The organism is Thermosipho sp. 1244, from assembly GCF_018588215.1.
Taxonomy (GTDB): Bacteria; Thermotogota; Thermotogae; order Thermotogales; family Fervidobacteriaceae; genus Thermosipho; species Thermosipho affectus.
This window is the reverse complement of sequence record NZ_LNGA01000023.1, coordinates 56,330-80,552: the sequence shown is the minus strand read 5'-3', so window position 1 is coordinate 80,552 and position 24,223 is coordinate 56,330. Positions and strand designations below refer to the sequence as shown.

Genomic DNA, 24,223 nt, shown 5'->3' with positions numbered 1-24,223 from the left:
TCTCATCTCCTTCCTGGGAGTTTTCCTTTTTTAACAAATCCTTCGTAATTTCTCATAATAAGGTGCGCCTCCATTTGTTGGGCTATGTCAAGTGCCACACCAACAGCAATCAATGCACTCGTACCACCAAGCCATATGCTAACTCCCGTAACACCTTGAACCAAGTAAGGAACAAGTGCAATTGCAACTAAGAATAATGCCCCAACAAAAGTTATCCTATTCAAAACCCTTGTAATATATTGCTCAGTTGGTTTTCCCGGTCTAATACCTGGTATGTATCCACCATAACTCTTTATATTTTGTGATATATCTTTTGGATCAAATACAACAACACTGTAGAAATACGTAAAGAAGAAAATTAAAACAGCATAAATAGTTATCACAAGTGGACTAGTCATTGAAAATAATGATTTTAAAGTTTCAGAACTTGTAAATTGTGCTATACCAACTGGTATAGAAACTATTGCCCAACCAAATATAATTGGAATAACTCCACTGTGATTCACCTTGATTGGAATGTGAGTTGAAGTCCCACCGTATATTCTTCTTCCAACCATTCTGGATGCGTATTGTACTACTATTCTTCTTTCGGCTTGTTGTACATATATAATACCAATAACCATTAAGAACATTACTCCAAGCAAGAAAATCCATTCAAATATGTTTAATCCGCCAAGTACCGCTGTTCTAAAATATGCTGGATATCTTGCAACAATTCCCGCAAAGATCAAAACACTAATACCATTTCCTATACCCTTTTCCGTTATCCTATCACCAATCCACAACAAGAACATAGTACCAGCTAGCAACGTCATAGTGGATAAAAGTGTAAATGTCCATAAAGGAATAACTAACACATTCTCAAAACTTCTTGCAAGACCAAATGAAACCACAAATCCCTGTAATGCACCAAGTATAACGGTCAAATTTCTAGTAATTCTTTGAAATTTCTTTCTTCCCTCTTCACCTTCTTTTAATAACTCTTTTAAAGAAGGAATAACTGAAGATAGAAGTTGCAAAATAATCGATGCGTTTATATATGGTGTAACACTCATTGCAAATATTGAAAACCTTCTAAATGCTCCACCTGTAAAGACATCATAAAAACTCATCAAACCTCCAGCAGCACCCGTTCCCATTTGAGAAAACGCAACCCCCCATGCCTTCAAGTTCACCCCAGGAACCGGAATGTAAATTCCGAGCCTAAAGACTATAAGCATTAGTAACGTGAAAATTATTCTATCTCTAAGTTCAGGTATTTTAAAAGCGTTTTTTAATGCCTTCCACATTGTTAAATCACCTCTGCCTTGCCGCCAACGGCTTCTATCTTCCTCCTGGCACTTGAACTAAAGGCATGGGCAATTACCGTTAATGGTTTTGTTATTTCACCATTTCCTAGTATTTTTACTCCATCATTAATTTTCTTAATTAAACCTTTTTCCATTAATTTATCAGGTGTCACTTCTTCTCCTGATTCAAAATACTTCTCAAGTTGCTCAACATTTACTACTGTGTAAATCTTTTTAGCAAAGTTTTTAAATCCAAATTTTGGTAATCTTCTGTGCAAAGGTGTCTGACCACCCTCAAACCAAATATGAACTTTTCCTCTTCCCCTTGCTTTTTGACCTTTGTGTCCCTTTCCAGAAGTTTTTCCTTTTCCAGAACCTATTCCTCTACCTACTCTTGTTCTTTTTTTCATAGAACCAGGAGTCGGTTTTATATCGGATAATCTCATATTATATTACCTCCCTTATTCCTCTATTTCTTCAACTTTAACCAAATGTCTTACCTTTCTAATCATACCTCTAATTTGAGGAATATCTTCTTTAATCACCGTTGAATTTAACTTTCTCAAACCAAGTCTTTTAACTGTATCTTTTTGATCATATTTGTATCCAATAGGACTTTTAACCAAGGTTATTTTTAACTTTTTCATATTAACCCTCCTTCTTTACACCATAAATAACTTCTTTTGGAGTTATATCTCTTAATTCAGCTATTTTCTCCAAGGATAGGAGGTTTTTCAAACCATTAACCGTTGCTTGAGCCAAAACGACTGGATTGGTTGAACCACTTGATTTTGTCAATATATTGTGAATACCGGCCAATTCAACAATAGCACGTACTGTTCCATTTGAGATAATACCTGTACCTGGTGCAGCTGGTTTTAACAAAACTTTCGCCGCATCTTGTCTTCCAACAATTTCATGAGGAATCGTACCGTTATGAATTGATACTTTAAATACGTTTCTTCTTGCAGTTGATAAAGCTTTTCTTATAGCATCTGGTACTTCTCTTGCTTTTCCAACGCCAACTCCTACTTTTCCATTTCTATTTCCAACAACGGCTAACACTCTAAAGGAAAGATTCTTCCCACCCTTTGTAACTTTCGTAGTCCTTCTAATTTCCACTATTCTTTCTTCGAAATCTTCACCCGTTGCCTTTATTTTCTGTGCAATATCTGCCATTCAGTGCACCTCCCTTAAAATTCCAAGCCTGCTTCTCTAGCACCTTCAGCAAGTTCTGCAATTCTTCCGTGATATCTGTATCCACCTCTATCAAAAACCACTTTCTTGATACCTTTTTCGATTGCTCTTTTACCAATTAACTTTCCAACTTCACGTGCTGCCTCTTTATTCCAAGTCTTTTTCAAAATTTCCTTCAATTCCTTATCTAAAGTTGATGCTGCTACCAATGTATGCCCTTTATCATCATCTATAACCTGTGCATATATGTGTTTTTCACTTTTATATACGCACAACCTTGGCCTTTCAGCTGTACCGTGAATTTTTTTTCTTATACTTAAGTGTCTCTTTTTCCTTCTCCAATTTCTATTTTCTCTTTTTATCATCTCAGTGTACCCCCTTTATGCTTTCTTTCCTTCTTTCAATCTTACTACTTCTCCTACGTATCTAATACCTTTTCCTGAATATACGTTAGGTTCTCTCCACCTTCTTATATCCGCTGCCACTTGCCCTACTCTTTGTTTATCAATTCCGCTCACTATTATTTTATTTGGACTTGGGACTTCCACTGTAACATCAGATGGTATTTCCATTTCAACGGGATGCGCATATCCGAGGTTCATAACCAATTTTTTCCCTTGCAACTGTGCTCTGTAACCTATTCCAACAATTTCTAATTCCTTTTTAAATCCTTGTGTAACACCAATAACCATGTTATTAAACAATCTCCAGTATGTACCTGTAAACATTTTCATTTTCTTTAAGTCTGACTTTCTTTTCATAAATTCAACGTTTGGTTTTACATTAACTTCATTTTCATTAATCTCGACTTTAACATAAGGTAAAAATTCTTGCGACAACTCACCTTTTGGACCTTTAACCTTAAAAACATTTCCTTCAACCTTAACTTCTACGCCATTTGGTATTACTATAGGTTTATTTGCTATACGGGACATTGAGTACACCTCCTTACCAGATATAGGCGATTACTTCTCCGCCAACTCCAATTTCTCTTGCCATTTTGTCAGTCATAACGCCTTTAGAAGTTGTTAAAATTGCTATTCCTAATCCATTTTTAACCTTTGGAAGATGATCTTTATCCACATAAATTCTTCTTCCTGGCTTTGAAATTCTAACAATTCCGTGAATTACTCTTTCTCTATTTCTCCTTGTACCTTTGTATTTCATTTGAATCCTGATGATTCCTTGTTTCCCATCCTCAATATATGTGTAATCTTTAATAAATCCTTCTGTTTTCAAAATTTCAGCTATTGCTTTCTTTAAATTTGATGCTGGAACATCTACTTGTTCTTTTAATGCAACGTTAGCATTTCTTATTCGAGTGAGCATGTCAGCTATTGGATCGCTCCACATTGTATTCCCCTCCTTTTACCATGTTGCCTTCCTAACTCCCGGGAGTTTTCCCTCGTTGGCCATTTTTCTAAAACAAACCCTACATACACCAAATTCTCTATAAACAGAATGTGCACGTCCACATATCTTACATCTTGTATACTCTCTTGTTTTAAATTTTTTGGGTTTCTTCCATCTTTCTACAAGACCTTTTCTTGCCATATTTAAACCTCCTTATTGTCTTTTAAAAGGAAATCCAAAGAGTTCAAGTAACTTCCTAGCTTCCTCATCGGTTTTTGCTGTTGTGACAATTACAATATCCATACCTTGTACTCTTCTTACTTGATCAGGAGAAATCTCTGGAAATACCAATTGTTCTGTCAAACCAAATGAGTAGTTTCCCCTTCCATCAAAACCATTTGGATTCAATCCCCTAAAGTCTCTAACTTTTGGCAGTACAAGATTAATGAGCTTATACAAAAAGTTGTACATATTGATTCCTCTTAAAGTAACTTTCAATCCTATTGGCATACCTTTTCTTATTTTAAAATTAGATATACTCTTTTTTGCTCTCGTTACCACAGGTTTTTGACCTGCAATTAAAGCTAATTCCTTTGCGTGGATATCTATAACATCTTTATTTCTTGAACCTTCACCAATTCCCATATTTATAACTATCTTTTCCAATCTTGGAACTTGGTGAATGTTTTTATAGCCAAATTCTTTCATCATTGCATTTCTAATTTCTTTTTCATATTTTTCCTTTAATGGTATGTACTGCATGCTCTATGCCTCCTTACTTATCTATGACTTCTCCGCATTTCTTACAGTACCTTACTTTTTTTCCGTCTTCTAAGAATTTAAATCCAACTCTTGTAGCATTTCCACAACTTGGACACACTAATGCAACCTTTGAAACATATATAGGAGCCTCTTTCTCAATTATTCCTCCTTGCCTCATCTGTGCATTTGGCCTTTGATGTCTTTTTACAATATTTACCCCTCTGACTATAACCTTATCCTCTTTTGGAATCACTGTAATTACTTCACCTGTTTTTCCCTTGTCCTTTCCAGATAATACCTTTACCATATCTCCTTTTCTTATTTTTCTTGCCACTGCACATCACCCCTTAAAATACTTCCGGCGCTAAGGAGACTATTTTCATAAAACCTTTTTCTCTTAATTCCTTTGCCACTGGTCCAAAAACACGTGTCCCCTTAGGCTCGTTATATTTATCAATCACAACAGCAGCATTATCATCAAAACGAATATATGAACCATCAGGTCTTCTTATTTCTTTTTTCGTTCTAACAATAACCGCTTTAACTACATCACCTTTTTTTAAATCTCCATTTGGAACTGCATCTCTTACGCTGCAGACAACAATATCTCCAACCGTTCCCCATTTCCTTCTGGAACCACCCATTACCCTAATTACCCTTAAAAGTTTTGCACCTGAGTTATCAGCCACGTTGAGGTAGCTTTCATTGATTATCATTGTTACTACCTCCTTCCGCATCTTCTACTTCTTCTGTAAATACAGACCTTTCGATTATTCTCAACACTTTCCATCTTTTGAGCTTACTCAAAGGTCTTGACTCAATAATTTCAACGGTATCTCCTACTCTGCATTCGTTATTTTCATCATGCGCATAATATTTTTTTGTCCTCTTTATATATTTACCCACTCTCGGGTGTTTTACCAACGTACTAACGGAAACAACAACCGTCTTATTCATCTTATCGCTTACAACTTCACCTACAAGTCTTTTCTTTGGCATGTCAATTACCTCCTTACACCCAATTCTCTTTCCCTGAGAATTGTTTTGATTCTTGCTATATCTTTTCTAGTCTTTGATATCTGACTATAATCATTTAGTTGACCTAGTACATTCTGAAACCTCAAGTTCATAAGAGTTCTTTTCTTTTCCTCTAACAAATTCATTAATTCTTCATTCGTAAGATTTCTAAGTTCAGCAGCCTTCATACTGCTTCACCACCTATCTCATGTCTTTTTACTATTTTTGTTCTAATTGGAAGTTTTGTTGCAGCATATTCAAGTGCTTCTCTTGCTAATTCTTCACTTACTCCACCAATTTCAAACATTATCCTTCCAGGTTTCACTACTGCTACCCATCCTTCAACATTACCTTTTCCCTTTCCAAGCTTACTCTCTGCCGGGTGTTTTGTATACGATTTATCTGGAAAAATCCTAATCCATAACTTTCCTGACTTTTTCAAAGTCCTTGTAATAGCAATTCTACATGCTTCAATCTGTTGTGCAGTAATCCAATGAGGTTCAAGCGCTTTCAAACCATATTCACCAAATGCAACTAATGCTCCACCTTTTGCCTTACCCTTCATTCTTCCCCTATGCTGTTTTCTGTACTTTACTCTCTTTGGCATCAACATGTCGTACTACCTCCTTTAGACGTCAGATATCGGCGTCGCCTTTATAAATCCATACTTTTATACCTATCGTACCGTATTTTGTTTCTGCTCTCGCAGTCCCATAATCTATTATAGATCTAATCGTTTGAAGTGGTAATCTTCCTTTCAAATACCATTCTGTTCTTGCAATTTCAGCACCTGCTAATCTTCCAGAAACCATTATTTTTATACCTTTTGCACCTTTTCTCATTGCGTTAAATATTGCCCTTTTCATAACGACTTTATACGAAGCACGTTTTTCAATTCTATTTGCGATATTTTCCGCAACAAGCTGTGCATCCACTTCAGGTAATTTTATTTCCTCAACATTTACAATAAATCTCCTATTGAATCTTGTCTCCAACTCTTTCCTTAATTCAGTGATTTCTGCACCTTTTTTACCTATTATTATACCAGGTCTTGCCGTCTTTATAATCGCAATAACTCTCTCTGAATCTGGTCTTTCAATTACTATTTCGCTAATTCCTGCGTGAGAGTATTTTGATTTTATTACCTTTCTTATTTCTTCATCTTCTAACAAATATTCTTTGTAATTTTTTTCGTTGAACCAAGTTGCTTGCCAATCAGTTGTTATCCCGAGCCTAAAGCCACGTGGATGAACTTTTTGACCCACCTTACCACCTCACCTTTCTATTTCTTTTCATCAATTGCAGCCTTCTCGGCTTCCCTATCTCTAACTATTACTGTTATATGAGACATCCTCTTTTGTATTATGTCCGCGCTTCCTCTTCCCCTCGGCCAAAGTCTTTTCATTCTAGGACCATCGTTTACATAACAGGTGTAAACGTACAAATTTTCTTCATTTAATCCGTGATTATTAACTGCATTCGCTACTGCTGATTTTAACACATTTTTTATTATTCGTGCAGCTTTTTTAGGAGAAAATTCAAGAATTGTAAACGCTTCTGAAACATTTTTCCCTTTTATTGAATTTGCAACACTTCTAGCTTTTCTAGGTGAAATTCTTATATACTTTGCAACAGCCTTTGCTTCATAGACGGGCATCGATGCTAATTTCTCTTTCCTTGCTCTATGAAATTTAGAACGTTTCATTCCATTTCTCTTTATGAGAACTTGCATTGCTTCCACCCTCCTCACTTTTTAACCTGACCCTTACTTGCTGACTTATCTGCGTGCCCTCCAAACCTTCTGGTAAAGGAAAATTCTCCCAATCTGTGTCCTACCATATTTTCCGTAATATAAACCGGGATATGTTTTAATCCATTGTAAACTGCTATTGTATGCCCAACCATTTCTGGTACTATCATACTTGCCCTACTCCATGTTTTTACTATCTTTTTTTCTCCTGCTTCGTTTAACTGTCTTATTTTCTTTAATAATTTGGGATCTACATAAGGTCCCTTTTTCGTGGACCTACCCATTATTGCACCTCCTCATCAACCATTTCTTCTTCTAACAATCAATTTATCTGATGCTTTTTTACCTCTTCTTGTTTTGTATCCTTTTGCCAATTGACCCCATGGACTTTGTGGATGGTGGCCTTTTCCTCTACCTTCACCTCCACCATGTGGGTGATCAACTGGATTCATTGCAACCCCTCTTACATGTGGCTTTCTACCTTTCCATCTAACCCTACCTGCTTTACCATCTACTTCATTCTTGTGTTCTTCATTGCCAATAACACCAATAGTTGCATAACATTTTACTGGAACTTTTCTTAATTCCCCTGAAGGCATCTTTAACAACGCATATTTACCTTCTTTTGCCATTAATTGACACGATGTTCCTGCCGAACGTGCAATTTGTCCACCTTTTCCAGGTATAAATTCAACATTGTGAATAACCGTACCAACGGGAATATTTTCAAGTGGCAAAGCATTTCCAGGTTTAATTTCTGCATCCGGACCATTCATAATTGTATCGCCAACATTCAACCCTTGTGGAGCCAATATATATCTTTTTTCACCATCAGCATATACAAGTAAAGCTATTCTGGCTGTTCTGTTTGGATCATATTCTATTGATACTACTCTCGCAGGCACACCAACTTTATTCCTTTTAAAATCTATTATCCTATATCTTCTCTTATGGCCGCCACCTCTAAATCTAACAGTAATTCTACCATAACTGTTTCTTCCACCCGTTTTTTTAAGTGGAACAACCAATGATCTTTCTGGTTCTTTTTTTGTTATTTCAGAAAAATCTGGTATTATCATCTGTCTACGAGCAGGGCTTGTTGGTTTAAATCTTTTAAGACCCATCATTTTTCACCCCTTTTAATGTTCTCCTTCTAATTCTTTAATTGTATAACCTTCTTTAAGTGTCACTATAGCTTTTTTCCACGATCTAGTATAACCTTCCCTAGCCATTGCTCCTCTTCTTAAATCTCTCTTTGGTTTTGGTTTAACATTAACAACATTGACTTTTTTTACCTTCACATTAAACAACTTTTCAATTGCCTCTTTTATTTGTGGTTTATTGGCATCCTTTGCAACCTCAAAAACATACTTCCTATCTTCTCTTGCATAATATGCCTTTTCACTTACAATTGGTCTAATAATTATATCTGCATAATTTTTCATTATCCCAGCACCTCCTCAATCTTCTGGACAGTACTTTGGAGGAGCACAAGCTTATCATGATTTAAAATATCGTATACATTCAACCCATCGATATTAACTCTATCGACTCCTGGATTGTCCGCAATTAATACTTTAATCCCAGGAATATTTCGTCCAGAAATTTTTACATTCTCGTATTTATTCTCTTTTTTAGGAAGAACAATTAAAACTTTTTGATTTTCAAGTCCCAAATTCTTCAAAACTTCCGTCAAGTCTTTTGTTCTAGGCTTTTCAAACTTAATATCATCAACTACAACTAGATTATTCTCTTTTAATCTCAAGGACAAAGCTGATTTTAAAGCAAGCTTTTTCATTTTCTTATTTAACCTTTTAAAATAAACTTTGGGCTTTGGACCATGTGCAACTCCACCGTGTCTCCAATGAGGTGCTCTTATAGAACCTTGTCTTGCCCTTCCCGTGTGCTTTTGAATCCATGGTTTTCTTCCTCCACCGGAAACCTCTCCACGAGTCTTCGTTGACGCAGTCCCCGCTCTTGCGTTTGTAAGTTGCATGTCAATATAACGCCACATAACATCTTGGTTTGGTTCAATTGAAAAAACCTCATCTTTTAATTCAATTGTACCAATGTTTTCACCTTTGATATTAAACAAATCAACTTTTGCCATCCCCAATGCCTCCTTTTTTCATTTTCGAGGCCTGCTCTTATCCCCTCTTTGCAGATCTAATGAGGACAAGGCCGCCTCTCGCTCCTGGGACGCCACCTTTAACCGCTATTAAATTGTTCTCAACATCTATTTTAACAACTTCTGAATTCAAAATTGTTACGCGTTCGTTACCATATTGTCCCGGCATCTTTTTACCTTTGAAAATTCTTGCAGGCTCTGAGTGTTGACCAACTGAACCTAACTCTCTATGGAATTTCGCGCCGTGAGACTTTGGACCTCCTCTAAAGCCCCATCTTTTCATAGCACCAGCAAATCCTCTACCTTTTGACCATCCTGTAATATCTATCTTATCACCTTCTGAAAAAATATCAACCTTTATTTCTTGACCCAAATCAAAATTTTCGGGATTATCTACTCTGAATTCTTTCAAGACTTTTAATGGCTTTACTCCTGCTTTTTTGAAAACACCTTCCATAGGTTTATTTACCTTCTTTGCTTCTTCAAATCCCAATTGTATAGCATTGTAACCATCTGTTTCAACGGTTTTCTTTTGCACTACAAAACATGGTCCAGCTTTAATCACAGTAACAGGAACAACCTTATCACCTACGAAAACTCGTGTCATTCCCAATTTTCTTCCAATAATCATTTTCATAACTAGCACCTCCAAGTTTGAATCACAAGTTGATTTCAACGTCAACTCCAGCAGGAAGATTTATTTTCATAAGCGCATCAATAGTTTTTGGTGATGGTTCTAATATATCAATCATTCTCTTGTGTACTCTTTTTTCAAATTGTTCCCTTGAATCTTTATGTTTCAAAGGAGATCTTAAGACAACATATAAAGTTCTTTCCGTTGGCAAAGGTACTGGTCCAGAAACCTTTGCATTTGTTTGTTTTACAACTTCCACTATTTTTTTTGCAGACTCATCAAGAAGTTTATGATCATATGCCTTCAACCTAATTCTTATCTTCTGTCCTGGCATCTTGTTCCCTCCCTTTTTATTTCAGGAAGAAAGGGGGTTACCCCCCTCTCCAAAATATTTATAATTACTCAACAATTGCTGTTACAACACCTGCACCGACTGTTCTTCCACCTTCACGGATAGCAAATCTCATTCCTTCTTCAATAGCAACAGGGTAGATAAGTTTAATTGTCATTTCTACGTTATCTCCAGGCATAACCATTTCTACACCTGCAGGGAAGTCAATTAATTCACCTGTTACGTCAGCTGTTCTGATAAAGAATTGCGGTTTGTATCCTTTTTGGAATGGTGTATGTCTTCCGCCTTCTTCTTTCTTTAGAACGTAAACTTGTGCTTTAAATGTTGTATGTGGTGTTATTGATCCTGGTTTTGCAAGAACTTGTCCTCTTTCTACTTCATCTTTGTCAACACCTCTTAACAAACATCCAACGTTGTCACCTGCAAGACCTTCATCAAGGATCTTTCTAAACATTTCAACACTTGTAACAACTGTTTTATTTACTTCGTAACTCATTCCTACGATTTCTACTTCATCACCGGGTTTGATAACACCACGTTCGATTCTTCCAGTAACAACCGTACCTCTTCCTGTAATAGAAAATACGTCTTCAACTGGCATCAAGAATGGTTTATCTGTTTCCCTTTGTGGTTCTGGGAAGTATTCGTCCATAGTATCAAGAAGCTCTTTAATTGGTGCATATGCAGCATCATTAGGATCATTAGATGCCTCAACTGCTTTAAGAGCAGAACCTCTTATTACTGGAAGATCGTCACCTGGAAATTCGTATTTATTAAGAAGTTCCCTTACTTCCATTTCAACAAGATCAATCAATTCTTCATCATCAACCATATCCGTTTTGTTAATGAAAACAATCATTGCAGGAACATTAACCTGTCTTGCGAGAAGAACGTGTTCTCTTGTTTGTGGCATTGGTCCATCAGTTGCTGCAACAACAAGAATAGCACCATCCATTTGAGCTGCACCAGTAATCATGTTTTTAATATAGTCAGCGTGACCTGGACAGTCAATGTGTGCGTAGTGTCTGTTGTCTGTTTCGTATTCAATGTGTGCAATGTTAATTGTAATTCCTCTTTCTTTTTCTTCTGGAGCTTTATCGATTTGTTCATATGGTGTATAATCTGCTCTTCCAAACAAAGACAAGTACTTTGTTATAGCTGCTGTTAATGTTGTTTTTCCGTGGTCAATATGTCCAATCGTACCAACATTAAGGTGTGGTTTACTTCTCACAAACTTTTCTTTTGCCATAATTCACCCTCCTTTATCCTTTGTGGATAAGTTATTTTGAAATTATTTTTTCAGCAATCTTATCAGGAACTTTTGCATATCTTTCAAGTACCATCGTATAAGTTGCCCTACCTTGCGATAACGACCTTAAATCAGTTGCATAACCAAACATCTCGGAAAGCGGCACCAAAGCCTTTATGATTCTTAAATGTCCTCTTGATTCCAATGTTTCCACATGTGCACGTCTTGAATTAAGGTCTGCTATTATATTTCCCATATACTCTTCTGGAGTAGTAATTTCAACTTTCATTATAGGTTCAAGTAAAATTGGTTTTGCCTTTTTTACAGCCTCTTTAAATGCCATACTTGCTGCAATCTTAAATGCCATCTCGGACGAATCAACTTCGTGGTATGAACCATCGAGTAATATCGCCTTTATTCCTACCATTGGATATCCACCAATATATCCACTTTGAGCTGCTTCTCTTACACCTTCTTCAACTGCAGGAATATATTCCTTTGGTATAACTCCGCCGACAATCTTATCTTCAAATTCAAAAGTCTTACTCAAATCAATAGGTTCAAATCTCATTACAACATGTCCGTATTGCCCTCTTCCGCCGCTTTGTCTTATATATTTTCCTTCAGCTTCAGCGGGAACTTGAATAGTTTCCCTGTAGGCAACTTGCGGCTGACCTACTCTCACATTCGTGTTAAATTCACGTTTTAATCTATCTACAATTATTTCAAGGTGCAACTCACCCATACCTGAAATAATAGTTTCACCTGTTTCAGGCTCAACATATGCTCTAAATGAAGGATCTTCATCACTTAACAATGTTAAAGCCCTTGATAACTTATCCTGATCTTTTTTCGTTTCCGGTTCTACCGCTATAGAAATAACAGGCTCTGGGAATTCCATCTTTTCCAAAATAACAGGTCTCTTCTCATCGCATAATGTATCTCCTGTTTTTGTATCTTTTAAACCAATTGCTGCTACGATATCACCCGCTCTTACATATTCTACATCTTCTCTTTTATCAGCATGCATAAATATTAATCTTGAAATTCTTTCTTTCTTTCCTTTTGTTGAATTATACACATAACTACCCTTTTCAAGCCTTCCACTGTAAACTCTAAAAAATGTTAATTTACCTACATATGGATCCGCTTGTATTTTAAAAGCAAGGGCTGTAAATGGTTCGTTTTCATCTGGAACTATGTCTATTGTTTCTCCATTTTGATCCCAGCCTTTAACAGGTGGCACATCAAGTGGCGATGGCAAATATTCCAAAATTCCATCTAATAAAGGTTGAACACCTCTGTTCATTTTTGCAGAGCCACAAAATACAGGTGTAGCTTTATTTTCAATTGTGGCCTTCCTCAATGCCTTCTTTATTAAATCATTTGAAATCTCCTCGCCTTCTAAATACATGACCATTATATCATCATCAAGTTCTGCCACTTTTTCAAGTAATTCCTCTCTCATCTCTTCAGCTTTAGCCAAATATTTTTCAGGAATTTCTTCATAAACCATTTCTGTGCCCTTTTCATCAATCCATCTTATGGCTTTCATTTCAATTAGATCTATTACCCCTTCAAACGAATCCTCTGCTCCCATAGGCATTTGAACAGGAATTGGATTTGCCCTAAGTCTTTTTACCATACTTTCAACAGACATTTCAAAATCTGCACCTAATTTATCCATCTTATTCATAAACGCAATACGTGGTACATTGTATTTATCTGCTTGCCTCCAAACAGTTTCTGACTGCGGTTCAACACCTGCAGCAGCATCAAAAACGGCAACAGCTCCGTCAAGTACCCTTAACGCCCTTTCTACTTCAATGGTAAAGTCAACGTGTCCCGGAGTATCAATTATATTAATACGATGGCCCTTCCACATACATGTTGTTGCAGCAGAAACAATGGTAATACCCCTTTCCTTTTCTTGAACCATCCAATCCATTGTTGCAGTACCATCATCCACACTACCAATATTATGCTTTCTACCTGTATAGAAAAGAATTCTTTCGGTAGTCGTCGTCTTACCTGCATCAATATGGGCCATAATACCTATGTTTCTTAGTTTTTTCAAGTCAACGTATATCGCCTGTATCTCCTTCATACTCTCCTCCTACTTACCATCTAAAGTGTGCAAATGCCCTGTTTGCCTCTGCCATTCTGTGAACATCTTCTTTCTTCTTAATAGCCGTTCCCGTGTTGTTAAAAGCATTGACCAATTCTTCACCTAATTTTTCAGCCATTGGCTTTCCTTTTCTAGCTCTTGCCGCTTCAACAATCCATCTTAATGCTAGTGATGTCTTCCTTGGTTCTTCGACTTCAATTGGCACTTGATATGTAGCACCCCCAACCCTTCTTGGTCTTACTTCAACGATAGGTCTGACATTTTCTACTGCTTGATGCAAAGCATCAAGTGGATCTTTCTTCGTCTTCTCCGCTAAAATTTCCATAGCTTTGTAAACTATCTTCTGAGCTATTGATTTTTTTCCGTCCCACATAACTCTATTTATAAGTTTTGAAACCAAAACATCATTATAAATTGGATCAGGTGGAACTTTTCTAATTTCCGCTCTTCTTCTTCTCATTTATATTTCCCTCCCAATTTATTTCTTAGGTCTCTTTGCACCATACTTACTTCTTGATTGTTTTCTGTTCTCAACACCTGCTGCATCCAATGCACCCCTTATGATTTTATACCTAATACCTGGCAAGTCTTTTACCCTTCCACCTCTAACCAACACAACTGAGTGTTCTTGCAAGTTATGTCCTATACCTGGAATATACGCAGTCACTTCTATCCCATTGCTCAATCTAACCCTTGCAATTTTTCTAAGAGCTGAATTTGGCTTTTTCGGGGTCATTGTCGATACCCTTACGCAAACTCCTCTTTTTTGTGGGTGCCCTTGTAACGCTGGAGATTTTGATTTTTCCTTAATTACTTTTCTTCCATACCTTACCAACTGATTAATTGTAGGCATCTAAACCCTCCCTTCAAAAACTATAAAATTTTTCCGTTTCAGCCACGCCGCAACATTTTACAAATTCTATTATAAACCCTTATAGCAAAATTCTCTTGAAAAATAAGTGAACATTTTGTTTCGTCCACTTTTTCGTGCGTTTTATGAATGATACTTAGAAAAAAAGAGGGCATCAAGCCCTCTGGCTGGGGCGGTAGGACTCGAACCTACACTGCTGGAGCCAAAGTCCAGTGTCCTGCCAGTTAGACGACGCCCCAACTAGAAAAAACAACTGGTGGGTGCGGCAGGGATTGAACCTGCGGCCTCTTCCGCGTCAAGGAAGCGCTCTCCCACTGAGCTACGCACCCAGGCCGACTTTTATTTTATCACACAAAAAAAACTTGTCAAGATGTTAAAATAAATTTACCTTCTTTGATTTAAACACAACCATAGAGTATAATAAAATAAGAAAGCGAGGGAGAAAGACATGATAGTAACAGAAAAAAATTATTATTCCAGATTGGACAAATTTCTAAGAAAAGAACTTAAAAATTTACCCTTGAGCGCCATTTACAAATTAATAAGAAAAGGAAAGATAATAGTTAACGGAAAAAAAATTAAAGATCCATCTTACAAACTTGAAGTTGGAGATGAGATAAACATTAACGAAGATACTTCTAAATACAATAGAGAAAAAAACAATCAAATCATTCCAATAAAAATGGAATTTGATATCATATACGAAGATGAAAGTATTTTAATAATAAACAAACCCGCTGGTATACCAATCCATCCAGGAAAAGGTACACATATTGCTACGCTAATTGAGGGATTAATGTATTTAGGCAAAAAGAAAGATTTTACACCTTACCTCGTCCATAGATTAGATAAACACACATCAGGAGTTTTCATTGTGGCAAAAAACGTTAATAGTGCAAGAGAAATTAGTGATATAATTTCTTCAAGAAATATAAAGAAAAAATATGTTACACTCTGTATAGGTAACCCTAAAAGGACCGAAAAAATAGAAATACCACTTGATAGTAAATATGCAAAAACCATATACAACAAGAAAAAAACATTTAAAACTGATCTTGGCTATTTCTCGCTATTGGATGTGGAAATTAAAACCGGAAGAAAACACCAAATCAGAAAACACTTGAGTTTAATAGGTTATCCAGTTGTAGGTGATAACCTTTATGGTAACAAAAAATTAAATAGAGAATTTAAAAGAAAATATGGACTAAAGCGATATTTTTTACACTGTAGTGAAATGACATTTGTCTATAAAAATAAAAAAATCAGGGCAATAGCCCCTCTTGCAAAAGACCTACAAGAAACTTTAAAAGCCTTAAAAATGGAGGAATAAATTGAAAAAAATATTTTTTTTCTTAATACTCCATATCTCATTGTCTTTCTTTTCTATTAACATTTATTTCAATACATATGATAACACCATTATAATAAATGGTGAAATTTACCCGTTTTTTGGAAAACCAAACAAATTTAGGGGAAAGATTATATCTTATTTCAAAAGCCCTAATGTAGAAAATTTCGAATTTCCAGACAATCTATTAGTACTAGAAGATGGGCAAACCATTGGAAAAAACGGGACAATAAAGGTTTCAAAAGATGTGTTTCAATCTATATTAAAATTATACAAAATATCAAAAATTACCCAAGTTGTTATAGATGAATTTCCAATAGAACTATACGATGAAAAGATAATAGTAAAAAAAATAACCCCAAAAGATAAATTAAAAGAATATCTTGACTTATTCCTAAAAGAATATGAAATCCCCAATTTAAAATTCTATTTTGGAGAATATAAAATAACACCTAAACCACCTAAAATAGATATTACAACATTTTCATTTCCAGAGTATGGTTTTTACAAAATACGCATAAATGACTATGGGAAGATACAGACTAAAGTTTATATAAATAATACTATTTCACCAAATGCTGGTGCACTTTTACCTGGGACATATACAATTTTTGTGTACGCGAAAGACGAATTAGGAAACGAATCAAGTCTCACCAAAAACTTATTCGTTCCCAAATCAACAATAAACTTTCAAGAAAAAGAATACGAATTTTTCTCACACACAAAGTACGGCACCCTAACTTTTATAGGCACCAAAAACTTTTACGAAATTTCACCATCTAATTCTACGATCACAACAATCACTGTAAAAGATACCACTCCACCCAAAGTACTGTTAGAAAAAAAACATCTATTCGACAACTATTATGAAATAAAAGTCATTTCACAAGACTTTAACAAAACAAAAACTCTTTTAAAAATAAACAATCAAGAAAAAAAAGGAGAAATTTTCAAACTCAAGTATGGAAAAAATATAATTGCCGTTTATTGTGAAGATACTTTTAAAAACAACACTTTAAAACTCGAAACAATATATATTAACGAAAAAAATTCAAACTCTCTTCAATTTTTTGACCAAAAAAAATGGTTCAATATAGGAGGTATAATGATAAAATCCCCATTTATAAAAATATGGATCAATCCTAAAAGGCAAAGGAGGCATTATGAAGATAAAAATTTTGTCATACACATCGTTAAATAAGGTATTATTTATCTTTACAATAATTGCTTTACTTTCGTCTTTGATAAGAATAATTCCAGATATAGAAAACATGAAAACAAAAATAGTTTTTGAAGACTTAAATGAAGTCTTTTTCTCAGATGGAAAAACCATTCCTACAAAATTTTCCAAATATGTTGTATTAAAAGACGCAACAACTGTAGATATTGATATAAAAGATAAAGTATTTGGAATACTCGAATTTGATTCCTCATTCAAACTTTCTCAAAATTATGCAAAAAAATTAACTAATGTAATAAACGTACATTATATAAAACCTGAGGAACTAACAAAATACAACGAAAAAACTCTTTTCAAAAGACTTTGGCGTGCAGTGGTAGAAAGAAGTATAGATCTTATAGTTCTACCAAGAACAAAATTAACCGAAACTGTTGCAAAAAAATTCAACAACTATTTTCCAACTTCAGAACCTTCTCCTTATATAGTCAAAGCAAAAAATATAAAGTATGTTTTTCTTGTAATACTTGTACTTTTCGTATTCAGTCTTTTTCCATTTATTGCTTTTTTCATTCCCATTCTATACTTTTCATATGATTATTTTGTGTCAATTGTAAGTATTATTGGAACCATATTCGTATTTAAAAAGGTGAACAACAATATTCTGAAATTTTTTTCCTATTTTTCATTAGGAATATTTACCAATCTTTCCTTGTACGATTTTTACCATGTAAACAATATTGAAACTTTCAAATTAGTAAAACTTTCTCTAATCCTCCTCCCAGTGATTCTATTGATTGAACTAATAAACACTCAAAATAAAGAGTTTAAAAAATATATGAAGATATTATTACCTATATTCACTATTTTTGGGATATATTATATAATTAGAAGTGGGAATTATGGATTCGTTTCAGACTTTGAAAGAAATTTAAGAGAATTTATAGAAGACATATTTATAATTCGTCCAAGAACCAAAGAACTAATATTTTATCCTCTTTTATTCTTAGCACCCTATACTAAAAATATTTTCTTCAGAAAATTCTTTCAAATATTTGGAAGCATTGCTTTATTATCCACATTTAATACTTTCTGTCATATTAGAGCACCTTTGTTTATTAATGTCTATAGAGAACTGTTTACACTATTCATTTCAATTATTATTTTTTCAATAATCAATTTATTCTTTGAAAGGAGTGTTTTATATGAGAAAAACAAGAATAGTATCCACAATAGGTCCCGCCACTGAATCAGAAGAAATGCTTGAAAAACTTATCAAAACCGGAGTTAACGTATTTAGACTAAATTCTTCCCACGATACATTAGAAGTACATAAAGAAAGAATTAAAAGATTAAAAAAACTACGAGAAAAGTTAAACGCAGTTTTTGCAATTTTAATAGACTTATCTGGTCCAAAGATTAGAACTGGGAAACTTAAAGAAGAATACATAACACTAAAAGAAAATAGCATAGTTGATATAACAACAGATGATGTGCTTGGCGATGAAAAGTTACTTTCAGTTAATTACGTTAGATTTCCATTTGAAGTAAAAAAAGGAGATAAAGTTTTGATAAACGATGGTGCAATAGAACTTGAAGTGCTTGAAACAAATAATAATATTGTAAAAACAAAAGTAATTAGAGGCGGAAGAATAACACATCATAGAGGTGTCAACCTTCCAGGGGTAGATCTCTCAATTTCGGCAATTACAGAGAAAGATAAAGAATTCATAAAACTTGCAATTGAGGAAAATATAGATTTCATAGCACTTTCATTTGTTAGAAAACCCGAGGATGTAAAACTTGCTAAATCACTTAGTAACGGAATACCTGTAATTGCAAAAATAGAAACTGCACAGGCATTAGATTACCTTGATGAAATAATCCATGAAGCAGAGGGAGTAATGGTTGCAAGAGGAGATCTAGGTGTTGAAATTCCTCTTTCAAAAGTCCCCATTGTTCAAAAACAAATCATAGAAACCGCTAATAGGTATGCTAAACCTGTCATCACTGCAACACAAATGTTAGAAAGTATGATTAAAAATTCAACACCTACAAGAGCAGAAGTTTCAGATATAGCCAACGCAATTCTTGATGGCACAGATGCTATAATGCTTTCAGCTGAAACATCAATAGGCGATTACCCCATAGAAGCGGTTAAGGTTATGAACGAAGTTGCAATAAATACTGAAAAGTTTCTTCTCAACTATGAATCAATTGAATTAGAATGGATAAGAAGTTATTACATATCAGAAGATCCAGAAACAGCTATTTCCCATGCAGTCTATAATCTTTCAAAGGATATAAACGCAAAATTGATAATAACAGCAACCGGTACAGGAAGAACAGCAATTAATGTAGCAAGATTGAGACCGAACGTACCAATAATGGCTGCTACTCCAAATATTTCTACACTGTATAAGTTAAGCCTAGTATGGGGTGTTATTCCTGTATTGATAAATCAAACACTCTCCACAGATGAAATGATAAATGAAGTTATGAAAAAAGCAAAAGAATTGGAACTTGCAAAAAAAGGAGACAAAGTTATAATTACCGCAGGTATTCCATGGGGAAAACCCGGAACAACAAATACACTTCAAATACAGGAAATAATTTAAAATCATGAACTAGACTTACCTAAAAGTATTGACAATCACATCTTTTATGTTATTATATTTAAGTGTGGCCCCATAGGATAACGGCTAGTCCATCGGATTCTCAGTCCGAAGGTCGGGGTTCGATTCCCCGTGGGGCTGCCAGAGGCCCCAGTAGTTCAACGGATAGAACGGCGGATTCCTAATCCGCAAATGGGGGTTCGATTCCTCCCTGGGGCACCACAAAGTACGGGCCGTTAGCTCAACAGGTAGAGCACCTGACTCTTAATCAGGGGGCTGTGGGTTCGAGTCCCACACGGCCCACCAGGTTGTAGTAAAGAGGAAGCGCCCGCTTCCCACCCCAAGCGGAAAGCAAAGGGGTAAGTCGTTGTAATATAAAGGCACAAAGTTTCTAGTTTATAATAATTATCGGCGGGCGTTATGCTCGCCGATATTTTTTTAGGAGGGATGTATTATCGACAAAATTATTAAAAATGAGGAAATTCGGGCTTCAGAGGTTAGGGTAGTAGGTCAAGATGGAAAACAACTTGGGATAATGTCAACTGATAAAGCTCTAGAACTTGCTTATTCTCAAAAAATGGATCTCATTTTAGTTGCTCCAAATGCCAAACCACCAGTAGCTAAAATAATGGATTATGGAAAATACAAATATGAGCTTGCAAAAAAAGAAAAAAAAGCAAAGAAAAATCAAAAAATTATAGAAGTAAAGCAGATGAAATTCAGAATTAAAATTGATGAACACGATTATCAAACAAAAGTAAAACACATCAAAAGGTTTATTGAATCGGGAAATAAAGTAAGAGTGGTAATAATGTTCAGGGGAAGAGAGTTAGCATTTGCAGAGAAAGGCAAGGAAATTCTAGACAGAATCAAAGAAGATATAAAAGATATTGCAGTTGTAGAAAAACAACCCAAATTAGAGGGAAGGGACATGTGGATGATGTTAAAACCTAAAAATTGAGGAGGGAAAATATGGCAAAAAATAAGATGAAAACACAGAAATCTGCCGCTAAAAGATTTCGAGTAACCAAAAACGGCAAAATCATCAGAAGACGCGCATATGCGTGGCATAAAACTGGAAAGAAAAGAAGATCTACCTTAAGAAAACTAAAGTTGGAAGCAGAGGTAGCTGCATGTGAAAAGAATAGAGTATTGAGAATGCTCGGGAAAAAATAAGAAGACTTGGAAGGAGGATAAAATATGCGTGTAAAAAATGCAGTTAATGCAAAGAAAAAAAGAAAAAAGATAATGAAGGCCGTAAAAGGATATCGTGGAGCTTTAAGTAGAAGATATAGATTAGCCAAACAAGCGTATATTAAAGCAAAACAACATGCATATGTAGGCAGGAAACTCAAAAAAAGAAATTACAGAAAATTGTGGATTACAAGGATTAATATAGCAGCAAGAAATGAAGGCCTAAAGTACAACGAGCTCATTCATGGATTAAAATTAGCAGGAGTAAACATTAACAGAAAGATGCTCTCTGAACTTGCAGTGAATGACCCTGAATCCTTTAAGGAATATGTGAATATAGCAAAGCAAGCTATTGGCAAATAAAAATACTCACCCTTCTGGATTCCCTCCTCGGTGCCTAAAATTGGTCGGATGGGAGTTGAAGGAAGGGGTGGGAAAACCAAATAGGAGGTGGATTTTGTGGCGGTTGTTACGATGAAACAGTTGTTAGAAGCAGGTGTTCATTTTGGTCATAGAACACAAAGATGGAACCCAAAGATGAAAGAATATATTTTTGGTGCTAGAAAAGGTATATATATTATCGACCTTCAAAAAACATCAAAACTTCTTGAAGAGGCATACAATCTTGTTAGAGACAAAGCAGCAGAAGGTGGAACAATATTATTCGTTGGAACGAAAAAGCAAGCACAACAAGTAATCAAACAAGAAGCGGAAAGATGTGGTGCTTTCTATGTAAATCACAGATGGCTTGGTGGTTTATTAACAAATTTTCAAACTATAAGAAAAAGAATTGATAAATTAATTGAACTTGAAGAAATGGAAGCAAACGGTGAATTTGATAATCTTCCCAAAAAAGAACAGAGCAGACTTAGAAGAATTTTGGAAAAACTTAGAAAAAATCTCGGTGGTTTAAAAGAAATGGATAGAATCCCAGATATTATTTATATAGTTGATCCAAGAAAAGAAAGAAATGCAGTTTACGAAGCAAACCTTTTAAAAATACCAACTGTTGCAATAGTAGACACGAATTGTGATCCAGACGAAATTGATTACATTATTCCTGGTAATGACGATGCGATTAGGGCTATACAACTCATAACTTCAAAAATAGCAGATGCTTACCTTGAAGGTAGGGAAGGCGTTTCGTACCAAGAAGAATCGCAAGGACAAAAGAAAGAGGAAAATACAGAAGAAATTTTTGAAATTGAAGAAACTGAGGATGAAGAAATATAAAGCCCCCAAATTAGGGGGCTTTTTTGGAGGTTGTAAAAATGTTCATAACATTTGAAGGTATAGATGGCTCTGGCAAAAGTACTCAGTTAGATCTTTTGGCAAATTATTTGGAACAAAAAAATAAAAAAGTTATAAAAGTAAGGGAACCTGGTGGAACTATTTTAGGAGAAAAAATAAGGGATTTACTTTTAAATTTTCCCATGAACAGTCGCAGCGAATTACTTTTATTTCTCGCATCAAGGGCTCAGCTTGTAGATGAAATAATAAAACCCTCTCTTAAAAAAGGATATTTCGTGCTCGCAGATAGATTTACAGATTCAAGTATTGCCTATCAAGGCGGAGCAAGAAATTTAGGAATCGATTTGGTTGAAAATTTGAATTCATTTGCAACAGACAATATTTTACCAAATATAGTTTTTTTCATAGATGTCCCAGTAAATATTGCAATCACGAGGATTTTAAAAAAAGATAGAATTGAAAAAGAAGGAAAAAACTTCTTAGAAAAGGTAAGAGACACATACCTTAAAATCTCTATGAAAAAGGATAACTTTTACATAATTGATGGAAATCAAGACGTAGAAGGGGTATTTCTTCAAATAAAAAATATAGTCGATTCTTATTTAGATCATTGATATATACTTTTCAAGTATATTTCTTGCCAAATCAATCAAAGATTGCATCATCCACCCACCTAAAAACAACAAAGTCAAAAACAACACAATAATCCTGGGGGCAAACGTTAAAGTTTGCTCATTTATTTGTGTAGCAGCTTGAAAAATGCTTATTATAAGTCCAACCAGAAGACTAATCAAAAGAGGTGGTAATATAACAGTTAAAAGTGTCTTTATCCCTAAGCCAAATACATCTAAAAAAACCTCTATTGTCAAAATTATCCACCCCCGAAACTTTTTATTAAGCTTCCTATTAACATATCCCAACCATTCACTAAGACAAAGAGCAAAATCTTAAAGGGTAGTGACACCAATACAGGTGGTATCATTATCATTCCCAAGGATAATAAAATACTGGCAACCACCATATCCATAACTATAAAAGGAATGTATAATAAAATTCCCATTTTAAAACCAATCTCAAGTTCTCCAATTATAAATGCGGGAATTAATATAGAATTTGGAGTTTTTTCTATATCACTGATATTTTGCCCAACGTTTTCCGCTAACATAAAGATATTATCTTCGTTGTGGTGCACCTTTATTTCAGTCAGCATAAACGTTCTAAACCTATCCATAGTTCTTGAAAACATCTCTTCGTAACCTATCTCAGAGTTCAAATATGGCGTAATGGCGTTGTTATATACATCATTCCACACAGGCTGCATTATAAAAAATGTCAAAAACAAAGCAAGCCCTATCAAAACTTGATTTGGAGGAGTTTGCCTTGTACCTAAGGCATTCCTTACAAAAGAAAATACAATTATAATACGCGTAAAAGAAGTAAACAAAATTAAAATACTCGGTGCCAATGAAAGGATTGTCAATAAAAGTAAAATTTCAAGAGTATTCACAAGCTCCCTTGGCTGTTGAGTTGGGGTTATCTGCAAAGAAATTCCAGGAAGTGGTATTTCATTTTGTGCAAAAACAAAAAACGAAAGCAATAGTAACAAAATTACTACTGTTTTTTTCACTTTTTTCCACCTTTTTTTACAACGTTTTTGAAAAATTCAAACTTAAAATCACTCTTTTCAAGCTCACCAGATTCTATTGAATCAAATTTTTTTATAACTCTTCCACCGTTTTCGGTAATCAACAAAGCATAATATTCATCTAAAATCCTAACAATTGCTATGTAAGAATTTCTCGTAATAAACTTCCTTTCAATTACCACAATAAAACGTCCCCCTACACTCCGGGGGACTTTATTCCTGATTAAAAAATAGGTAACAAACATGACTATGGAAAAAATAAG

General features: G+C 34.9%; 38 protein-coding genes and 5 tRNA genes. 12 read left to right on the top strand and 31 right to left on the bottom strand.

The features are described 5' to 3' along the window. Positions 1-2 precede the first annotated feature (2 nt). The 28 genes from secY to AS157_RS05360 form a co-directional block, all read right to left on the bottom strand. Positions 3-1,289, bottom strand: coding sequence for a preprotein translocase subunit SecY (gene secY / locus AS157_RS05495; RefSeq protein ID WP_077289440.1), 1,287 nt, complete (start codon positions 1,287-1,289; stop codon positions 3-5). A 2-nt stretch (positions 1,290-1,291) separates the two neighbouring features. Next, entirely contained in the window at positions 1,292-1,735 is a 444-nt protein-coding gene (rplO, locus tag AS157_RS05490) for a 50S ribosomal protein L15 (RefSeq protein ID WP_077198348.1), read from the bottom strand. Between the two features lie 15 nt (positions 1,736-1,750). Continuing rightward, positions 1,751-1,936, bottom strand: coding sequence for a 50S ribosomal protein L30 (gene rpmD / locus AS157_RS05485; protein WP_075666018.1), 186 nt, complete (start codon positions 1,934-1,936; stop codon positions 1,751-1,753). Between the two features lies 1 nt (position 1,937). Then, positions 1,938-2,468 (bottom strand): 30S ribosomal protein S5, encoded by a 531-nt coding sequence (gene rpsE, locus AS157_RS05480; protein ID WP_214494991.1) that lies wholly within the window; start codon positions 2,466-2,468, stop codon positions 1,938-1,940. A gap of 14 nt (positions 2,469-2,482) precedes the next feature. Next, the gene (gene rplR, locus AS157_RS05475) at positions 2,483-2,851 is read right to left on the bottom strand and encodes a 50S ribosomal protein L18 (protein ID WP_077198347.1); all 369 of its coding nucleotides are present in this window, start codon (positions 2,849-2,851) and stop codon (positions 2,483-2,485) included. A gap of 15 nt (positions 2,852-2,866) precedes the next feature. Continuing rightward, positions 2,867-3,421 carry a 50S ribosomal protein L6 gene (rplF, locus tag AS157_RS05470; RefSeq protein WP_077198346.1) on the bottom strand — a complete coding sequence of 185 codons (555 nt, stop codon included), beginning with the start codon at positions 3,419-3,421 and terminating at the stop codon, positions 2,867-2,869. Positions 3,422-3,434: 13 nt separating this feature from the next. Further along, positions 3,435-3,839, bottom strand: coding sequence for a 30S ribosomal protein S8 (gene rpsH, locus AS157_RS05465; RefSeq protein WP_075666014.1), 405 nt, complete (start codon positions 3,837-3,839; stop codon positions 3,435-3,437). 15 nt (positions 3,840-3,854) lie between these two features. Next, positions 3,855-4,040, bottom strand: coding sequence for a type Z 30S ribosomal protein S14 (locus tag AS157_RS05460; RefSeq protein WP_075666013.1), 186 nt, complete (start codon positions 4,038-4,040; stop codon positions 3,855-3,857). A gap of 12 nt (positions 4,041-4,052) precedes the next feature. Beyond that, positions 4,053-4,601 (bottom strand): 50S ribosomal protein L5, encoded by a 549-nt coding sequence (rplE, locus tag AS157_RS05455; RefSeq protein ID WP_075666012.1) that lies wholly within the window; start codon positions 4,599-4,601, stop codon positions 4,053-4,055. Positions 4,602-4,614: 13 nt separating this feature from the next. Further along, entirely contained in the window at positions 4,615-4,935 is a 321-nt protein-coding gene (gene rplX, locus AS157_RS05450; RefSeq protein WP_077198345.1) for a 50S ribosomal protein L24, read from the bottom strand. A 13-nt stretch (positions 4,936-4,948) separates the two neighbouring features. After that, on the bottom strand, positions 4,949-5,317 hold the full coding sequence (gene rplN, locus AS157_RS05445; protein ID WP_075666010.1) for a 50S ribosomal protein L14: 369 nt from the start codon (positions 5,315-5,317) through the stop codon (positions 4,949-4,951). After that, complete coding sequence (gene rpsQ, locus AS157_RS05440) at positions 5,304-5,600, bottom strand: 30S ribosomal protein S17 (protein ID WP_077289439.1); 297 nt, start codon at positions 5,598-5,600, stop codon at positions 5,304-5,306. Before rpsQ ends, rplN begins: the two co-directional genes overlap by 14 nt. Positions 5,601-5,605: 5 nt before the next feature. Then, positions 5,606-5,806, bottom strand: a complete 201-nt coding sequence (gene rpmC, locus AS157_RS05435; RefSeq protein ID WP_075666008.1) for a 50S ribosomal protein L29 — start codon at positions 5,804-5,806, stop codon at positions 5,606-5,608. After that, entirely contained in the window at positions 5,803-6,231 is a 429-nt protein-coding gene (gene rplP / locus AS157_RS05430; RefSeq protein ID WP_075666007.1) for a 50S ribosomal protein L16, read from the bottom strand. Before rplP ends, rpmC begins: the two co-directional genes overlap by 4 nt. A gap of 22 nt (positions 6,232-6,253) precedes the next feature. Further along, positions 6,254-6,883: a 30S ribosomal protein S3 gene (gene rpsC / locus AS157_RS05425; RefSeq protein ID WP_075666006.1), complete on the bottom strand. Its 630-nt coding sequence runs from the start codon at positions 6,881-6,883 to the stop codon at positions 6,254-6,256. A 17-nt stretch (positions 6,884-6,900) separates the two neighbouring features. Beyond that, positions 6,901-7,350 carry a 50S ribosomal protein L22 gene (gene rplV, locus AS157_RS05420; protein WP_077198344.1) on the bottom strand — a complete coding sequence of 150 codons (450 nt, stop codon included), beginning with the start codon at positions 7,348-7,350 and terminating at the stop codon, positions 6,901-6,903. A 14-nt stretch (positions 7,351-7,364) separates the two neighbouring features. Next, entirely contained in the window at positions 7,365-7,652 is a 288-nt protein-coding gene (gene rpsS / locus AS157_RS05415; RefSeq protein ID WP_077198343.1) for a 30S ribosomal protein S19, read from the bottom strand. Between the two features lie 15 nt (positions 7,653-7,667). Beyond that, positions 7,668-8,492 (bottom strand): 50S ribosomal protein L2, encoded by an 825-nt coding sequence (gene rplB / locus AS157_RS05410; protein ID WP_077289438.1) that lies wholly within the window; start codon positions 8,490-8,492, stop codon positions 7,668-7,670. 15 nt (positions 8,493-8,507) lie between these two features. Then, positions 8,508-8,813, bottom strand: coding sequence for a 50S ribosomal protein L23 (gene rplW, locus AS157_RS05405; RefSeq protein ID WP_075666004.1), 306 nt, complete (start codon positions 8,811-8,813; stop codon positions 8,508-8,510). Then, entirely contained in the window at positions 8,813-9,478 is a 666-nt protein-coding gene (rplD, locus tag AS157_RS05400) for a 50S ribosomal protein L4 (RefSeq protein WP_077287539.1), read from the bottom strand. Before rplD ends, rplW begins: the two co-directional genes overlap by 1 nt. Before the next feature lie 37 nt (positions 9,479-9,515). Then, positions 9,516-10,133, bottom strand: coding sequence for a 50S ribosomal protein L3 (gene rplC / locus AS157_RS05395; RefSeq protein WP_075666002.1), 618 nt, complete (start codon positions 10,131-10,133; stop codon positions 9,516-9,518). A gap of 22 nt (positions 10,134-10,155) precedes the next feature. Continuing rightward, complete coding sequence (gene rpsJ / locus AS157_RS05390) at positions 10,156-10,464, bottom strand: 30S ribosomal protein S10 (RefSeq protein ID WP_012057174.1); 309 nt, start codon at positions 10,462-10,464, stop codon at positions 10,156-10,158. Positions 10,465-10,528: 64 nt separating this feature from the next. Then, positions 10,529-11,731, bottom strand: coding sequence for an elongation factor Tu (gene tuf / locus AS157_RS05385; protein WP_075666001.1), 1,203 nt, complete (start codon positions 11,729-11,731; stop codon positions 10,529-10,531). 31 nt (positions 11,732-11,762) lie between these two features. Continuing rightward, complete coding sequence (gene fusA / locus AS157_RS05380) at positions 11,763-13,838, bottom strand: elongation factor G (protein WP_077198341.1); 2,076 nt, start codon at positions 13,836-13,838, stop codon at positions 11,763-11,765. Between the two features lie 13 nt (positions 13,839-13,851). After that, positions 13,852-14,319: a 30S ribosomal protein S7 gene (gene rpsG / locus AS157_RS05375; protein ID WP_075665999.1), complete on the bottom strand. Its 468-nt coding sequence runs from the start codon at positions 14,317-14,319 to the stop codon at positions 13,852-13,854. An 18-nt stretch (positions 14,320-14,337) separates the two neighbouring features. Continuing rightward, on the bottom strand, positions 14,338-14,712 hold the full coding sequence (rpsL, locus tag AS157_RS05370) for a 30S ribosomal protein S12 (RefSeq protein ID WP_075665998.1): 375 nt from the start codon (positions 14,710-14,712) through the stop codon (positions 14,338-14,340). A 182-nt stretch (positions 14,713-14,894) separates the two neighbouring features. Further along, positions 14,895-14,969 (bottom strand) — tRNA-Gln (locus AS157_RS05365). Between the two features lie 15 nt (positions 14,970-14,984). Beyond that, positions 14,985-15,059 (bottom strand) — tRNA-Val (locus AS157_RS05360). A gap of 119 nt (positions 15,060-15,178) precedes the next feature. On the opposite strand from AS157_RS05360, the gene AS157_RS05355 reads away from it, so the two are divergent. The 12 genes from AS157_RS05355 to tmk all read left to right on the top strand — a co-directional run bounded on the left by AS157_RS05355 (position 15,179) and on the right by tmk (position 22,929). Next, positions 15,179-16,060 carry an RluA family pseudouridine synthase gene (locus tag AS157_RS05355; protein WP_077198340.1) on the top strand — a complete coding sequence of 294 codons (882 nt, stop codon included), beginning with the start codon at positions 15,179-15,181 and terminating at the stop codon, positions 16,058-16,060. A gap of 1 nt (position 16,061) precedes the next feature. Then, on the top strand, positions 16,062-17,279 hold the full coding sequence (locus AS157_RS05350) for a hypothetical protein (protein ID WP_077289437.1): 1,218 nt from the start codon (positions 16,062-16,064) through the stop codon (positions 17,277-17,279). After that, positions 17,242-18,504, top strand: a complete 1,263-nt coding sequence (locus AS157_RS05345) for a DUF5693 family protein (protein ID WP_077289436.1) — start codon at positions 17,242-17,244, stop codon at positions 18,502-18,504. Before AS157_RS05350 ends, AS157_RS05345 begins: the two co-directional genes overlap by 38 nt. After that, a complete protein-coding gene (pyk, locus tag AS157_RS05340) occupies positions 18,461-19,873 on the top strand; it encodes a pyruvate kinase (protein WP_077289435.1) in 1,413 nt (470 codons plus the stop codon). The genes AS157_RS05345 and pyk overlap by 44 nt, the downstream gene beginning before the upstream one ends. Before the next feature lie 66 nt (positions 19,874-19,939). Next, positions 19,940-20,014 (top strand) — tRNA-Glu (locus tag AS157_RS05335). 3 nt (positions 20,015-20,017) lie between these two features. Further along, positions 20,018-20,092, top strand: a tRNA-Arg gene (locus tag AS157_RS05330). Positions 20,093-20,100: 8 nt separating this feature from the next. Continuing rightward, positions 20,101-20,176, top strand: a tRNA-Lys gene (locus tag AS157_RS05325). A gap of 145 nt (positions 20,177-20,321) precedes the next feature. After that, positions 20,322-20,831 carry a translation initiation factor IF-3 gene (gene infC / locus AS157_RS05320; protein WP_077287532.1) on the top strand — a complete coding sequence of 170 codons (510 nt, stop codon included), beginning with the start codon at positions 20,322-20,324 and terminating at the stop codon, positions 20,829-20,831. 11 nt (positions 20,832-20,842) lie between these two features. Continuing rightward, positions 20,843-21,046 (top strand): 50S ribosomal protein L35, encoded by a 204-nt coding sequence (rpmI, locus tag AS157_RS05315; RefSeq protein ID WP_075665992.1) that lies wholly within the window; start codon positions 20,843-20,845, stop codon positions 21,044-21,046. A gap of 24 nt (positions 21,047-21,070) precedes the next feature. Beyond that, positions 21,071-21,427: a 50S ribosomal protein L20 gene (rplT, locus tag AS157_RS05310; protein ID WP_075665991.1), complete on the top strand. Its 357-nt coding sequence runs from the start codon at positions 21,071-21,073 to the stop codon at positions 21,425-21,427. Between the two features lie 96 nt (positions 21,428-21,523). Beyond that, positions 21,524-22,297: a 30S ribosomal protein S2 gene (gene rpsB, locus AS157_RS05305; protein WP_077198336.1), complete on the top strand. Its 774-nt coding sequence runs from the start codon at positions 21,524-21,526 to the stop codon at positions 22,295-22,297. A 38-nt stretch (positions 22,298-22,335) separates the two neighbouring features. Next, positions 22,336-22,929 (top strand): dTMP kinase, encoded by a 594-nt coding sequence (tmk, locus tag AS157_RS05300; RefSeq protein ID WP_077289434.1) that lies wholly within the window; start codon positions 22,336-22,338, stop codon positions 22,927-22,929. Here tmk and fliQ read toward each other — a convergent pair. The 3 genes from fliQ to AS157_RS05285 are packed head-to-tail and all read right to left on the bottom strand — an operon-like array spanning position 22,918 to position 24,142. Further along, positions 22,918-23,184, bottom strand: a complete 267-nt coding sequence (gene fliQ, locus AS157_RS05295; protein WP_075665988.1) for a flagellar biosynthesis protein FliQ — start codon at positions 23,182-23,184, stop codon at positions 22,918-22,920. The genes tmk and fliQ overlap by 12 nt on opposite strands. A gap of 2 nt (positions 23,185-23,186) precedes the next feature. Continuing rightward, the gene (gene fliP, locus AS157_RS05290; protein WP_077289433.1) at positions 23,187-23,942 is read right to left on the bottom strand and encodes a flagellar type III secretion system pore protein FliP; all 756 of its coding nucleotides are present in this window, start codon (positions 23,940-23,942) and stop codon (positions 23,187-23,189) included. Further along, the gene (locus tag AS157_RS05285; RefSeq protein ID WP_231450344.1) at positions 23,939-24,142 is read right to left on the bottom strand and encodes a flagellar biosynthetic protein FliO; all 204 of its coding nucleotides are present in this window, start codon (positions 24,140-24,142) and stop codon (positions 23,939-23,941) included. The genes fliP and AS157_RS05285 overlap by 4 nt, the downstream gene beginning before the upstream one ends. Between the last annotated feature and the right edge of the window lie 81 nt (positions 24,143-24,223).